At 69.8% G+C, this 14,584-nt stretch carries 11 protein-coding genes; 7 read left to right on the top strand and 4 right to left on the bottom strand.

Features of this window, described 5'->3' with window-relative positions; genetic code table 11:
• Positions 1–74: 74 nt before the first annotated feature.
• Positions 75–650 (bottom strand): ArsR/SmtB family transcription factor, encoded by a 576-nt coding sequence (locus BLT25_RS18785; RefSeq protein WP_091049091.1) that lies wholly within the window; start codon positions 648–650, stop codon positions 75–77.
• Positions 651–732: 82 nt separating this feature from the next.
• Between BLT25_RS18785 and BLT25_RS18780 the strand changes: the two genes are divergently transcribed.
• Together BLT25_RS18780 and BLT25_RS18775 are read left to right on the top strand one after the other, a co-directional pair.
• Positions 733–2,034: an MFS transporter gene (locus tag BLT25_RS18780; RefSeq protein ID WP_091049088.1), complete on the top strand. Its 1,302-nt coding sequence runs from the start codon at positions 733–735 to the stop codon at positions 2,032–2,034.
• A gap of 56 nt (positions 2,035–2,090) precedes the next feature.
• Entirely contained in the window at positions 2,091–4,142 is a 2,052-nt protein-coding gene (locus BLT25_RS18775) for an MSCRAMM family protein (RefSeq protein ID WP_091049086.1), read from the top strand.
• On the opposite strand, the gene BLT25_RS18770 is transcribed toward BLT25_RS18775, so the two are convergent.
• A complete protein-coding gene (locus BLT25_RS18770; RefSeq protein ID WP_256328675.1) occupies positions 4,102–8,052 on the bottom strand; it encodes an NAD-glutamate dehydrogenase in 3,951 nt (1,316 codons plus the stop codon). The genes BLT25_RS18775 and BLT25_RS18770 overlap by 41 nt on opposite strands.
• Positions 8,053–8,237: 185 nt before the next feature.
• On the opposite strand from BLT25_RS18770, the gene BLT25_RS18765 reads away from it, so the two are divergent.
• From BLT25_RS18765 to BLT25_RS18755, 3 genes are all read left to right on the top strand, one after another.
• Positions 8,238–8,720: a DUF2505 domain-containing protein gene (locus BLT25_RS18765; protein ID WP_091049081.1), complete on the top strand. Its 483-nt coding sequence runs from the start codon at positions 8,238–8,240 to the stop codon at positions 8,718–8,720.
• A gap of 42 nt (positions 8,721–8,762) precedes the next feature.
• Entirely contained in the window at positions 8,763–9,239 is a 477-nt protein-coding gene (locus BLT25_RS18760; protein WP_091049078.1) for a DUF2505 domain-containing protein, read from the top strand.
• Positions 9,240–9,364: 125 nt separating this feature from the next.
• Positions 9,365–10,963, top strand: a complete 1,599-nt coding sequence (locus BLT25_RS18755; RefSeq protein ID WP_091049075.1) for a lysyl oxidase family protein — start codon at positions 9,365–9,367, stop codon at positions 10,961–10,963.
• 1 nt (position 10,964) lies between these two features.
• Here BLT25_RS18755 and BLT25_RS18750 read toward each other — a convergent pair whose 3' ends face one another.
• Together BLT25_RS18750 and BLT25_RS18745 are read right to left on the bottom strand one after the other, a co-directional pair.
• Positions 10,965–11,309, bottom strand: a complete 345-nt coding sequence (locus BLT25_RS18750; RefSeq protein ID WP_091049074.1) for a DUF6912 family protein — start codon at positions 11,307–11,309, stop codon at positions 10,965–10,967.
• Between the two features lie 14 nt (positions 11,310–11,323).
• Entirely contained in the window at positions 11,324–12,751 is a 1,428-nt protein-coding gene (locus BLT25_RS18745; RefSeq protein ID WP_091049071.1) for a wax ester/triacylglycerol synthase family O-acyltransferase, read from the bottom strand.
• A gap of 106 nt (positions 12,752–12,857) precedes the next feature.
• Between BLT25_RS18745 and BLT25_RS18740 the strand changes: the two genes are divergently transcribed.
• Complete coding sequence (locus BLT25_RS18740) at positions 12,858–13,232, top strand: hypothetical protein (RefSeq protein WP_091049068.1); 375 nt, start codon at positions 12,858–12,860, stop codon at positions 13,230–13,232.
• Positions 13,229–14,572: a hypothetical protein gene (locus BLT25_RS18735; protein WP_256328674.1), complete on the top strand. Its 1,344-nt coding sequence runs from the start codon at positions 13,229–13,231 to the stop codon at positions 14,570–14,572. The genes BLT25_RS18740 and BLT25_RS18735 overlap by 4 nt, the downstream gene beginning before the upstream one ends.
• Positions 14,573–14,584: the final 12 nt, after the last annotated feature.

The following is a 14,584-nucleotide window of genomic DNA, read 5'->3' as shown; positions in this document are numbered from 1 at the left end:
GGACGGTAAACCAACGCGCGGGTGACTCGCGAGTAGGGAGCCTGCGGGCCGAGGGTGTTGAGACGTAACCCACATCAGACCGGATCATGCTCGCCGGCCAGGTCCGGCATCGGCTGGATGAGCTGGTAGACGGAGTAGAGATCCAGGTCGTCGTCGGACCGACGTCCGGCGTCTCGGTAGCGGGCGACGACCTCGTTCAGGTCTCGCCGCAGCTGGTCGGCATCGTCCTTGGTCAGCCGCAGTGACGTCTCGGAGACGATCCGCTTGGCTGGATCCTCGCCCTCCCCGGGAAGCTGAAACGCCTGGTCGACCAGGTGATGGCCCCAGGCGACGGAGCTGCGCTGGAACACCGTGTAGGCGGCCTCGCCACCGGGCTGTTCGACGATCTCCCTGGGATTGAGGGTGATGTCGTCGTCGACGAGCTTCCAGACGCGGTCGCGCTTGTCGCGGCCCGCATCCGGGGCGACCTCGACCAAGCCGTACTTGGCCAGCTGTCGCAGGTGGAAGCTCGCCTGGTTGGCGGGGATGCCCGTGCGCTTCGCGATGTCCGCGGCCCGCAGGGAGCCGGCTGCCGACAGCTCGTGCAGCACGCGGTTGCGCGTCGGATGGGCGATCGCCCGCAGGATCCGCGGATCGTCGTACGTGGCCATGACCCCACCCTAGCCGAATCCCGCACGACTTAGTGCGCAAGAACTATTGCGCAATATATGTTGCGCACTCTACGGTGCGGGTATGCCCTCCTACCGTGAGCTCGCCCGCAACCACGACTTCACCGCTCTCTGGATCGGCGCCACCGTCGCCGAGCTCGGGACCCGGGTGAGCCTCTTCGCGATGCCCCTGGTCGCCTACGCGATGACCGGATCGGCGTTCTGGGCGGCCACGGCGGAGGCCGCCCATCTCGTCGGCATGGTCGGCATGCTGCTGCCCGCCGGGGTGATCGCCGACCGGCGCAACCGGCTGCGGATCATGCGGCTCGCCCACGGGTCAGGAGCGGTGCTGTACGCCTCGCTCGCGCTCGCCGGGCTGCTCGGGTCGCTCACCCTCCCCCACCTGCTCCTTGTCGCCCTGCTCACCGGAGTGCTCAACGGGCTCTTCGTCCCCGCCGAGAACTCGGCGATCAGATCGGTGGTCAGAGCCGAGGACCTACCCACGGCGCTCTCCCAGCAGCAGGCGCGTCAGCACATCGCGGGCCTGCTCGGCGGGCCGCTGGGCGGCGTACTCCTCGGGTTCTCCCGATGGGCACCGTTCGCCGGGAACGCGATCGCGTACGCCGCCGGCTGGCTGCTGCTCGCCCGGGTCCGCGCCGACCTCTCGGCGCCCGCGATCGACGAGCAGGGCTCTCGGGGCAAGCCGCTGGCCGACCTGCTCGCGGGGCTGAGCTACAGCTGGCGACAGCCGTTCCTGCGTACGCTGCTCTTCTTCAGTCCCGCCGCCAACCTGGCCATCAACGCCCTCTTCTTCCTCGCCCTGTTGCGGCTGGTCGAGGCCGGGTTCCCGGCGTGGCAGATCGGGCTGGCGGAGGCGGCGATCGGCGGCTGCGGCATCCTCGGGGCCATCGCCGCGCCCTGGCTGATCGACCGCCTGCCGACCGGCCGGCTGACGATCCTCGTCGCCTGGAGCTTCGTGCCGCTCTCGATCCCGCTGGCCTTCTGGACGCATCCCGCGGTCATGGCCCTGGCCGCGTCGGTGGGGCTCTTCCTGAACCCGGCGGGCAACGCCGGGATCGCCGCCTACCGGATGGCGACCACGCCGCAGGAGCTGATCGGCCGGGTCCAGGCGGCCGCGCAGTTCGTGGCGATGCTCTCGATCCCGCTCGCGCCCGCCCTGGCCGGGGCACTGCTCGCCGTCACCGATGGCGCCACCGCCGTGCTGGTGGTGACGGCGATGACCGCCGCAGCGGCCCTGATCCCGACCCTCGCTCGGTCGGTCCGGTCGATCCCGCGTCCCGCGAGCTGGCAGCACCACCACGCGAACGAGGACAACCCTCACCACACCAGCGATTCAGAGCACAAAAGCGGGATGTTGCTCGGATAGTCTTCCTGAGTCCCCCAACGCAATGTTTGCTGCTCGGAAGCAAAGGATCCCCTCCCATGTTGACTAGGGCCTGCTTGGCGTTGGCACTCCTGGCCGGAGCGTTCGTCATGGTGCTGTCCCCCGGACCGGCTCACGCCATGACCGACTCGTGGTCCGAGTGGGCGCCCGTCTCCGGGACGTCGAACGACTACTCCACGACGATGACCCAGCGGTCGGCGGGCTTCCCGGCGGCCCAGATGGCCAGCGACTCGCGGGCCAACGTCGCCCTCCCCAGCGGCGCCAGCACGTTCCTCGACGCCACGACGCCGCCGGGTGCCAAGTACGGCTCGAGCCGAGGGTCGGCCTACATCAACCTGCGTCCGAAGGCCGACACCCCGAGCGGCGCCTCGACCACCACGTACGCCTTCGAGAACCCGACGCCCGACACCGGCTGGGCGTTCGTGCTCGGCGACATCGACTCCGACCAGGTCCAGGTCCAGGCGACCGACGAGAGCGGCGCAGACGTTCCGGCCGCGGAGATCTCCTCGTGGTTCCAGGGCTCGTTCAACTATGCCGGCGGCGCCGACCAGCCCACCTGGAACCCGGCCACCTCGACGCTGACCGGCAACCCCACCGCCACCGACACCAACGGCGCCACCGGCTGGTTCGAGCCCGACATCCGGCTGACCAGCCTGACCTTCGTCTTCACCCGTCGCGCCGGCTTCCCGGTCTACCAGACCTGGTTCGTCAGCCGCGCGCGGCCGATCGGCGGCACCGTCGCCGACGTGTCGACCTCCGGATCGTGCCCGGTCGAGGGCTCGGTACTCACCCTCGTCTCGCCGTCCGGCGAGACGCTGGCGACCACGAGCCCGGCCCCCGACGGCAGCTACTCCTTCGGCGAGTTCGCGACCCAGGACGGCTACACCGTCCGGCTGAGCCACCCCGACGGCTGCGTGACGGTCGGGCAGACCGAGGCGGCCGTCAGCAACCGCGGCAACGACGAGGATCCCCCCTCGCGGGCCGACTTCGAGGTCCGCCAGGTGATCCCGCACGTGATCAGCGGCACCGTACGCGACGACGCGGGTGCGCCGGTGCCGGGCGCGACCGTGACCCTCACCCGGCCCGACGGGTCCACCGCGACCACGACGACCGAGGCGGACGGCAGCTACCTCTTCGACGACAACACGGTCGGTACGGGCTACTCGGTGACCCTCACGGTCCCCGACGGCTACACCCCGGGCCCCGACGGCACGACCCGCACCGACATCACCGTCATCGACAGCCCGGTCACCGACCAGGACTTCGTGGTGAACCAGCTGGCCAGCGTCTCCGGCACCGTGACCGGCGGCGGCAAGGGTCTCGGCGGCGTCCAGGTGCGCCTGATCCCCACCGATGGCGGGGACCCGATCACGACCGTCACCGACGGTGACGGCAACTACCTGCTCGACGGGGTGCCGCCGGGCGACTACACCGCCGAGATCGACGCACCTGAGGGCTACACGGGCGCCACGACGCGACCCGTGACCGTGGCCACGGGCGACGTGACCGGGGTCGACTTCGACCTCACCCGCCCCGGCGCGATCGGCGGGCGGGTCACCGACGCCTCGAGCGGCGACCCGGTCGCCGGTGTCACCGTCACCATCGAGGGTCCCGACGGTCCGGTCAACGCCACCACCGACGCGGCGGGCGGCTACTTCGTCGAAGGCCTCCCGCCGGGCGACTACACCGTCACCGTCACAGCTCCCGAGGGAACGCAGGTCGTGGGCGAGACGTCGCGTACGGTCACGATCACCTCGGCCGGCGAGATCGAGGGCGGCCAGGACTTCCGGATCGACGAGGTCGCCTCGCCGAGCCCGACCCCGGACCCGACCCCGACGCCGACCCCGGACCCGACGCCAACCCCCGATCCGACTCCGGCGCCGGAACCCACCGACGTGCCGACCCCGGGCGGAGACGAGAATCCGCCGGCGGCCCCGAACCCGGGACCGCCGACGGATATCTCACCTCAGAGCTCGCTGCCCGATACCGGCGGCCCGACGTGGGTGTTCGCCGCGCTCGGCATCTCGCTCCTGCTCGCCGGCACGGTGCTCACCGTGACAGCGCGTCGCGCGTCCCGAATGCGAGGTTGACCTCCTCGTTGACCACCGACGTCGCCCAGATCTCCCACCGCAGCGGGTGATCCAGGATGGCCTCGGGGAACCGCTCGCGGATCGCGGTCGGGAAGTACGCCACCAGGCGCTTCGTCATCTCGGGATCCGCGGCGGGGTCGGGGACTCCCTCGGCGACCAGCTCGCGCCGGCGCTCGATCTTGGTCCAGGCGAGCACGACGGCGAGCTCGGGGGCGGTGAGCCCCTCCCCCGCCTCCAGGCGACGCGCGACCTCGGTCGCGGAGGGCAGGCCCTCCACGTCGCGGTCGAGCAGCCCGGCCGTGACCCACTCCGCGATCTGAGCCTCGTGAGCCTCCAGGAGCTGCGGGGCCGAGGCCACCGCGCGGGTCAGGGTCACGTTGTGGGCCTCGTTGTCGGCCAGCACCAGCGCGGCGACCTCGTCGGTCATCTCCTCGAGGAGCTCGTCACGCGCGGCCAGCGTCAGCGAGCCCGCACGTACCTCTCGTTCCAGCAGGATCTTGAGGTTGACCTCGTGGTCGGAGGTGTCGACACCGGCGGAGTTGTCGATCGCGTCGGTGTTGATCAGCCCACCCTTGCGGGCGAACTCGACGCGGCCGGCCTGGGTGATCCCCAGGTTGCCGCCCTCACCGACGACCCGCACCCGCAGCTCGGCGGCGTCCACCCGGACCCCGTCGTTGGCGTGGTCACCGGCGTCGGCGTCGGTCTCGCCGGACGCCTTGACGTACGTCCCGATCCCGCCGTTCCACAGCAGGTCGACCGGGGCGCGCAGGATCGCGCTGATCAGCTCCTGGGGAGTGAGCCGCTTGACGTCGGTCGCCAGACCGAGCGCCTGCCGCACCTCGGGGCTGATCGGCACCCACTTCAGCTGCCGCGACCACACGCCGCCGCCCGCCGAGATCAGTGAGGCGTCGTAGGACTCCCAGGTCGACCGGGGCATCTCGAAGAGCCGCTTGCGCTCCTGGAATCCCACCGTCGCGTCGGGCGTGGGGTCGATGAAGACGTGCCGGTGGTCGAAGGCGGCCACGAGCCGGATGCGGTCCGAGCGCAGCATGCCGTTGCCGAAGACGTCACCGGACATGTCCCCGACGCCGACCGCGGTGATCTCGTCGGTCTGCGGGTCGATGCCGAGTCGCTTGAAGTGGTGCTGCACCGAGACCCAGGCGCCACGCGAGGTGATGCCCATGGCCTTGTGGTCATAGCCCGCCGAGCCGCCGGAGGCGAACGCGTCGCCGAGCCAGAAGTCGTACTCCGCCGCGACCGAGTTGGCCAGGTCGGAGAACGTCGCGGTGCCCTTGTCGGCGGCGACGACGAGGTAGGAGTCGTCACCGTCGTGGCGCACGACGTCGGCCGGCGGCACGATCTCGCCGTCCACCCGGTTGTCGGTGACGTCGAGGAGACCACGCAGGAACGTGACGTAGGCGTCCGGACCGGCCACGCCCTTGGGGACGAAGCCGCCCTTCGCGCCGCCCGGCACGATCACGGTGTTCTTGACCTGCTGCGCCTTCGCCAGCCCCAGCACCTCGGTGCGGAAGTCGTCGCGCCGGTCGCTCCATCGCAACCCGCCACGGGCCACGGCGTCGAAGCGCAGGTGCACGCCCTCGACGTCGGGCGAGTAGACGAAGATCTCGTACGCCGGTCGCGGCAGCGGCAGGTCGGGCAGCTGCTGCGGGTCGAACTTGAAGGCGAGATAGCCCCGATTGCGGTAGTAGTTCGTCCGCGTCGTCGCCTGGATCGTGGTGACGTAGCTGCGCAGGATCCGGTCCTGGTCCAGGCTCGCCACGTCGTCGAGGGCCTCGATGATCGCCTCGGCCCGCTTGGCCTCGTCACGCGCGGTGAGCGAGGGGTCGAAACGGGTCTCGAACAGCTCCACGATCTGCCGGGCGATGCCCGGGTTGGTGCACAGCGCGTTGCCGATCGAGAAGAACGAGTTCGGGGTGCCGGCCTGGCGCAGGTAGCGGCCGTAGGCACGCAGCATGGAGACCTGACCGTGGTCGAGACCGGCAAGCACCAGCGCGTTCAGCCCGTCGATCTCGCTGCGACCGGACCACGCCTGGTGCAGGGCGGCGACCAGCTGGGTGGGCGCGCCGACCGGGGTGCCGGCGTAGGCGAGGCCGAAGTCGTAGATGAACCACTCCTCCGAGCCCGAGGTGCCGACGCCCTCGATGTCGTAGGGCCGCTCGTCGGTGACCTCGAAGCCGAACGAGGACAGGATCGGGAGCATCAGGGACAGCGAGAGCGGTCCGCCGGTGCGGTAGATCTTGATCCGGAACCCGCCGGCACTCTCCGGGTCCTTGTAGAAGGAGAAGTCGACCGCCTCGCCCTGGTGCGAGAGCATCTCGAGCCGGGTCAGGTCGGCGGCGCCGGTGTCGGCGTCGAAGTCCTCCTTGTAGGCCTCCGGGAAGGCGTCGAGCACGTGCGAGAGCCGCGCCGCGCCGTCCTCGCCGGCGTGGGCGATGACCGCGCTGACGAGGTCGTCGCGCCAGCTCCGCGCGGCCTTGCGCAGCCGCGACTCGAGGCTGTCGACCAGCCCCGGGGTGTCCAGGGCCTTCCCCAGCGACTCGGTGGTGCCATGGACCACGAAGTGCACCCGGGCGGTGGTCGACTCGCTGATGCGTACGGTGAACTCCAGGTCGGTGCCACCGAGGACGTCGAGCAGCACCTTCGAGAACCGCTCGCGGACCGTCGTGTTGTAGCGGTCACGCGGCAGCGAGACGAGCACCGAGACGTAGCGGCCGTACGTGTCGGGCCGGACGGCCACCCTCAGGATGCGACGCTCGATGGCTCCCAGCGCGGCCTCGGCGAGGTCCATCAGCTCCTCGGTGGAGGCGTGGAAGAGCTCCTCGCGCGGGTAGGACTCCATCGCGTCGAGCATCGCCTTGCCGGTGTGGCTGCGGGCGTCGTAGCCGGTGTGGTCGAGGACCGCGGCGACCTTGCCGCGTACGACCGGGATCCGGGTCACCGACTGCCGGGCCGCCTTCGTGGTGAAGAGGCCGAGGAAACGGTGCTCGCCGATCACCTCGCCGGCGCCGTTGAAGATCTTGATGCCGACGTGGTCGAGGTAGGCGGGCTCACCGACGGTCGAGCGGGAGTTGGCCTTGGCCAGGACGAGCATGACCTTGTCGCGCGCGTGGGCGGCGACCTTGGGCGGCATCTTGCCGTGGTCGGCGGCCTGCGGCGGGTCGGCACGCAGGATGCCCAGGCCGGTGCCGGAGCGACCGCGCAGGTAGTCGCCGTCGAGGCGATACTCGCGGTAGCCGGTCAGCAGGAAGTGGTCCTCTGCCAGCCAGGCCAGCAGCTCGGCGGCCTCGGCGGCCTCCTCGCGCGGCACGCTGTTGGGCGGGGTGTAGCGCAGGCCGGCCGCGATCTCCGCCAGGCGGCGGTGCAGTCTCGGCTCGTCCTCGACGACCTCGCGTACGTCCTCGAGGACTCCCTCGAGACCCGAGACGATCTCCTTGGCCGCGTCGGGAGCGAGGCGGTCGATCTCGATGTGCATCCAGGACTCGCGGATGTCGCCTTCGTTCACCCCCTCGAGCGCACCGGTCACGTCACGGGCGACGTCGATGACGGGGTGGACGACGAGATGTACGTCGAGGCCACGACGGTAGAGCTCGGTCTTGACCGAGTCCACGAGGTAGGGCATGTCGTCGACGACGATCTCGACGACGCTGCGGCCTCCGGCGGACCAACCGTCTGCGGCGGTGGTCGGGGTGAGGATGCGCACGGCGGCGGTGCCCTGCGGTCGGTTCGCTGCCAGTGCCAGGTGCGATCCCACCGCGCCCGCGAGGTCGGTCTCGCTGCGGCCGGTGAGCTCCTCGGGGGCTACATGGCGGAAGTAGGTGGTGCTCGGCAGGCGGAACTGCTGGACGTTCTGCAGAGCTTGGACAGGTTTGATATGCGTCTCCGTTGACACATCTGTCACGGTATCCCGCGGCGACACCGAGTAGGCGGCTGGATCCGAAGGAATCGCCGATGTGAGTCATAGGCTCACCGACCACCTGCCGGCCCAGGGGTAAAGAGCATACTCACAGAATGTGTCGGTTCTCTCGGTCGCTCCGCTGGTGACTCTGGCGGATCTAGGCGTCATGATGTGTGGTTATGAGCAAAAACGTGTCGATCGACCTCGCCTACGACGCGCCGATCGCAGCCGTCTCCGGGATGCTCGCCGACGCGGCGTTCCGCGAGCAGGTCTGCGACGCCCAGCACGCGCTGTCCAAGAGCGTTGCGATCACCGGGTCGACGGTGAGCATCCGCTACGCCCAGGCGGTCACCGGGGTGCCCGGGTTCGCGAAGAAGTTCGTCGGCGACACCATCGAGGTGCACCAGGACGAGATCTGGTCGGCCGACTTCACCTCCGGCGACCTCAAGCTCACCCTGCCGGGCAAGCCGGGCTCGCTCTCCGGCATCGCGCGGCTGGCCGAGAACGGCACGAAGACCACCGAGACGGTCACCCTGACCGCTACCGTGAATGTGCCCCTGATCAGCGGAAAGCTCGAGGATCTGATCCTCTCGATCTTCAAGAGGGCGCTCGAGAAGGAGCATGAGGTAGGCACCCGCTGGCTCGCTGTCCGAGCCTCCTGATCCACCGTCCCAACCCGCAGAAGAGCCCCAAAGGATTCGGCAATGACGACGACCCTTCAGTACGAGCTCGTCTACGACGCCCGCATGGGCGAGGTGTCCGCGATGCTCGCTGATCCGGGCTTCCGCGAGCGGGTCGCCGACGCCCAGGGAGCGCTCCGTCGCCGGGTGACCATCGGCGGTGCCCCGCGGGAGGTCCGGATCGACCGGGTGCAGTCGACCGTCGGCGTACCCTCCTTCGCGAAGCGCATCGTCTCCGGCGATGTCACCGTCCGTCAGAGCGAGGTCTGGTCCTCCGACACGGTCGCCGTCGTCGACATCACCGTCCCCGGCGGCCTGGCCACCCTGCGCGGCAACATCTCGCTGTCCGAGTCCGACGGACGCACCACCGAGAGCGTGCGACTGAACATCAAGGTGCCCGTGCCGCTGGTCGGCGCCAAGCTCGAGGAGTACGTCGAGGAGCTGATGCTCAAGGCCTTCGACCTCGAGCAGGCGGTCGGCGCGGCGTACCTCTCGCGATGAATTCTCCTCGGTCCGATGCAACCGGATCGAAAAGTTAACCGTCCCCATATGTGGCCGGCAATAAATTGCCGGTACTCGGGCCTCGGATCAGGAGGGATTCGGGCCACTCACTAGGGGGCATCTCGATGGTCAAACCTCGTACTCGCACGCGGCAGCTGGTCTCGGCCGGCATCGGGCTGGTGGCAGCCGCGCTCGTGGTCACGACGACGGTGACGGCGAACTCCGGTCCCGCGAGCGGCAGCACCGGCAAGGGCGCACTGAAGCTCGTGGCCGCCTCGGACACCGTCGAGGTCGAGGCCTGGGGCGGGGAGGCGTTCGTCCAGCCGTCGGTCTGGCTGGCCGCCTATGACGCGGCCTTCGAGTTCCGCGCGACCCAGTCGTCCTACGACAAGCCGGTCAAGCTGACCAAGACCGTCATCCGGGGCAAGAAGCGCACCACCACGACCGCGCCGGCCTCGATCGTCGACAGCATGAAAGGCTTCAAGAACGGCCTGCGGGTCACCCTGAAGAACAAGTCCGGCAAGGTGATCCTCGACGAGAGGCGCCCGCTCTGCCCCGGCGGCTACGACCGGCAGCGGGTGCAGACCGACGGCGCCACCGGCCCGGTCTACCCCGAGTTCTGCGGCGGCAACTGGTTCACCAAGGGGATCCTGTACGGGATCGAGCGCGGCATGGCGGTCCCGACCGTCTCCGACCTCGGCTTCCAGACCAAGGGCGAGACCGAGCTCATCATGACGATGAGCATCGACAAGCCGGTCGCCGACTTCCTCGGGCTGTCGAAGTCCAACCGCACCGCCAAGCAGAACCTGGTCATCGTCGACCAGTGCCCCGACGGCAACTGCGAAGGCGAAGGCGAGGAAGGCGTCGGCATGGGCGCCATGGCGGCCGACGGAGCCCACGGAGCCCACGACCAAGGCGCCCGCACCGTGGTGCCGCGAGAGAGGCTGGAAGGCGGCGAGAACGGCCGCGGCCGGCTCCCGCTGGGCGGCGCCCGCGGCGAGATCAAGCCGGGCAAGCCCAAGAAGGACACCCTGCCCGACCTCATCTCGCTGCCCGCGTGGCAGATCTCGACCGAGGTCGACGAGGGTGGCACCGACCGCCTCAACTTCGCCGCCAACGAGTGGAACGCCGGCCCCGGACCGATGATCGTGGAGGGCTTCCGCCGTGGCACCGCACCGGTGATGGACGCCTACCAGATGTTCTATCGCGACGGTGAGCAGGTCGGGGTCAAGAGGACCGGCACCATGGAGTTCCACGAGGCTCCCGAGCACAACCACTGGCACTTCCTCGACTTCGCCAAGTACGAGCTGGTCGACGCCAAGGACAAGGTCGTCTCGACCAGCGGCAAGCAGTCCTGGTGCCTGGCGCCCACCGACCCTGTGGACCTGACAGTGCCGGGCGCGACGCTGCGACCGGGTCAGACCGGCCTGGAGTCGGCCTGTGGCGCCAAGTCCGCGCTCTGGCTGCGGGAGAGCATGCCGACGGGCTGGGGCGACACCTACGACCAGTCCCAGACCCAGGCATTCGACCTGCGCAAGGTCAAGAACGGCACCTACCGGATCAAGGTCACCGTCAACCCCGACGGCAACCTCTACGAGCGGACCCGGTCCAACAACGTCAGCTACCGCACCGTCACCATCGGCGGCAAGGCCGGCGCCCGTACCGTCAAGGTCCCGCCCTACCAGGGCGTCGACACCGAGACGTGGTGGAACGAGGAGGAGTGAGCTAGCCGATCAGGTCGGGGATCTCCTGGGTCGCGAACCAACCCAGGTCCTCGTCGGGGTCCGCGTCGGCCGGGCGATCAGCCAGGTCGGCGTGGACCGCGGCGACGAGCTTGAGCGGAACCACCTGGTCGCCCAGCGCCGCAGGGGCCTCGACGACGATCACGACCCGCCGTCCGGGGCCGGCCAGGAGCGCCGCCGAGTCGTCGGCGGCGCTCATCAGCGCGGCGTACTCGGCCTCTTCGCTGTCGTCGGGGGAGGCATAGCCGTCGGCGGTGCCGGGCAGCTCGCCCTTGGCGTACCAGTCAGCGAGGAGCGCGAGCGTGGCGGGTACGTAGATGCGGGTCACGGTGGGATTCTGCCTCACTCGCCGGAGTTCTTGACCACGCGCAGGCCTCGGGGCGCCCGGAACCGCCGCCCCGAGACGGTGTCACGCAGCTCGTCGAGGGCCTCGCTGATGCATTGCCCGACCAGCGACGCATCGGGCACCAGGTCGCGGTCGGCGGTGATCGCGAAGAAGACCTGGCCGTCGTAGGAGGTCACCCCGATCGCGAGAGTGTGCCCCTCGGCCAGCGGGTGGATCGGGTAGGAGGCCACCAGCCGGGAGCCGGCCGCATAGCGCGGCTCCTGCGGGCCGGGCACGTTGCAGACCGAGAGCAGGTAGTCGTGCTCGCTCTCGGCGGCCACCCGCGAGCCGACCACGTGGAAGGTCGCCGGGGCGAAGCCGCTGATCCCGGCCAGCCGCTGCGCACTGACCGTGCGGGCGTTGGCGTTGTGCTGCTCGAAGGAGTAGGACACCTGGTGGAGCCGGACCACAGGCGACGGCTCCGCGACCGGGAGCACCACGAAGTGTGGCGCCACCGCGGAGCCGAGCTGGGTCGGGTCGAGCTCCTCGTCGATCACCGAGACCGGCACCAGCGCCGGCACCTGACGTACGCCCGCCAGGGACTGCTGCCGGGTCATCAGCCAGGCGCGCAGACCGCCGGTGACCGCAGCCAGGATGACGTCGTTGACGGTGCCGCCGTGGGTGTCCCGGATGCGGCGGAAGTCGGCCAGGTCGGCCTCGAGCGTGACCACGAGCCGCTGCTGGGACAGCGTCCCGTTGAGCGGCGTCGGCCGCTCCGGAGCCCGGCGGGTGAGCACCCGGGCGATGCCGGCACCCGCGTTCTGGACGTCCCTGGCCACACCGGTGACCCGGCCCAGGGCGAAGCCGCCCAGGCTGCGCGCCGTGCCGGTCAGGCCGCTGACCGAGGTGACCGCGTCGAAGACCGCGCCCGCGACCAGGCGCGCGCTCGACTGCGCCTCAGGCGGTTTCCACAGGTCCGGCACGACCGGCCCGACCTCGGGCTTGTCGTCGAGCAGCAGCTGGACCAGGTCGACGGTCTCGGCGCCGTCCACCAGCGCCTGATGGGTCTTGGTCACGAGCGCGACCCGGTCGCCTGCCAGCCCCTCGATGACGTACAGCTCCCACAGCGGCCGGGAGCGGTCCAGGGGCCGGGAGACGATCCGTCCGGCGAGGTCGAGGAGCTGATCCATCGAGCCCGGGCGGGGCAGCGCGGAGCGGCGTACGTGGTAGGTGAGGTCGAAACGGTCGTCGTCGGCCCAGACGGGGTAGGCGATGCGGCCGGGCACGACCCGGACCCGTTGGCGGTAGCGGGGCACGAAGGCGAGCCGGTCCTCGACGTGCTCGAGGAAGGCGCCGTAGTCGAAGCCCTCGGCCTTCGGTTCGATGAGCTCGATGCTCGCCACCTGATGCGGGACGGAGAGCGTCTCCCCGTCCAGAAAGCCCACTTCCCGTGCCCTCAGCCTGTCGCTCATGCCCTCTCAGCCCCCTCTTTGGTTCATGTGCGATTGTGGCAGAAGCCAGCTTGAACTTAGCCCACGAAACGGGGGAGTAATGCGCCTCACGGCCCGGATCATCGCGGTCGTGGCAGCAATCTGCGGGATCGCGTCCATAGCGACAGCCTGCGGAAACAACGTCGCCACCGAGCCCAGCAACGACAGCGACCCGGTGGTCGTCGAGATCAACTTCTCCGGTGACTCGGTCGACCCGCACGGGACCCAGATCGACGTACCCGTCGGCCATGCTGTCGAGCTCGACGTGACCGCCGACGCGGCCGGCGAGATCCACGTGCACTCCGACCCCGAGCAGTCCGCCGCCTACGGCGTGGGCACCACACGGATCAGCCTGGGCGCGTTCGAGATCCCCGGTCAGTACGAGGTCGAGTCACACACTCTCGGCAAGACCATCGTCACCCTCGAGGTGCAGTGAACCTTTCCTCGGGGATCCTCACCCACGGGGTGGGTGGTCGACAGGACCTCCCACTACCGCTCGAGTACGTCATCGCGGGCGCGGTCCTCGCCCTCCTCGTCTCCTTCGGGCTGCTGGTGCTGACCACCAAGCGCGCCGCCGAGGGCCAGGTCGTGGGCGTACGAAACCCACGCGGCTGGCCATTGCCGCGTCTCGGGCGTGTCGTCGACTCCCCCGCCTGGACCGCACTGTGGCGCGTGGTCGGGCTGCTGATCTTCGCCTACTTCGTGCTGGTCGCCTTCGCCGGCTCCGACAACGCCAACAACCCCATCTTCGGGATGACGTACGTCTGGCTGTGGGTCGGCCTCGTCCCGTTCTCCCTCCTCTTCGGACGGGTCTGGAGGGCGATCAGCCCGGCCCGCACGATCGTGGCCGGACTGACGTGGCTGCGCGGTGCCGGCGATCCGCCGCTGCGCCTGCCCGAGCGTCTCGGCTACTGGCCGGCGGCGTTCGCGCTGCTCGCCTTCGCCTGGCTCGAGCTGGTCTACCCGGAGAACAACTACCTCGGCCCCGTACGTCTCTGGCTGGCCGTCTACCTGGCCGTGATGATCCTCGGCGGTGTGCTCTTCGGGGAGGAGTTCCTGGAGCGCTGCGACCCGTTCGAGGTCTACTCGTCGCTGACCGCCCGCCTGTCGGTGTGGGGACGCACGCCGGCCGGCAACCTGGTCCTGCGGACCCCGCTCGGCAACCTGGACACCCTGCGGCCGACCCCGGGCCTGGTCGCGGTCGTCTCGGTCCTCTTCGGCACCATCGTCTACGACTCCTACCGGGAGTCGCCGCCATGGCTCCAGTTCGTGCAGAACCCGGAGATCTCCGGCAACACCGCCTACCTGATCAGCAACGTCGCACTGATCGCGTTCCCGCTGCTCGTGGCCGGGTTCTACTGCGCCGGCACGATGCTGACCGGCGTCGGCGACGTGCCGCGCCGGGCCCTGCCCGGTGAGCTGGCGCCGTCGCTGGTGCCGATCATCGTCGGCTACGTCGTGGCCCACTACCTCAGCTACTTCTGGGAGAGCGGGCTGGCAACGCTGCGCAACGCCTCGGATCCGTTCGGAAACGGAAGCGACTGGTTCGGAACCGCGGACATGCCGGTCTCCTACTTCTTCGCCTTCCACGCCACGCTGCTGGCCGTCATCAAGGTGGCCGCGGTGATCACCGGACACGTGCTGGGAGTCTGGTCGGCACACATCCGCGCGCTCCAGGTGCTTCCGCCCCAGCACCTGGTGACCGGGCAGATCCCGCTTCTGCTCACGATGGTCGGCTTCACTGTCGGTGGGTTGTATCTGCTGTTCGCCGCATAGCGCCTCTGCTTC

This window comes from Nocardioides sp. YR527 (assembly GCF_900101045.1).
Taxonomy (GTDB): Bacteria; Actinomycetota; Actinomycetes; order Propionibacteriales; family Nocardioidaceae; genus Nocardioides.
This window is presented reverse-complemented; position numbering and strand designations above follow the sequence as displayed.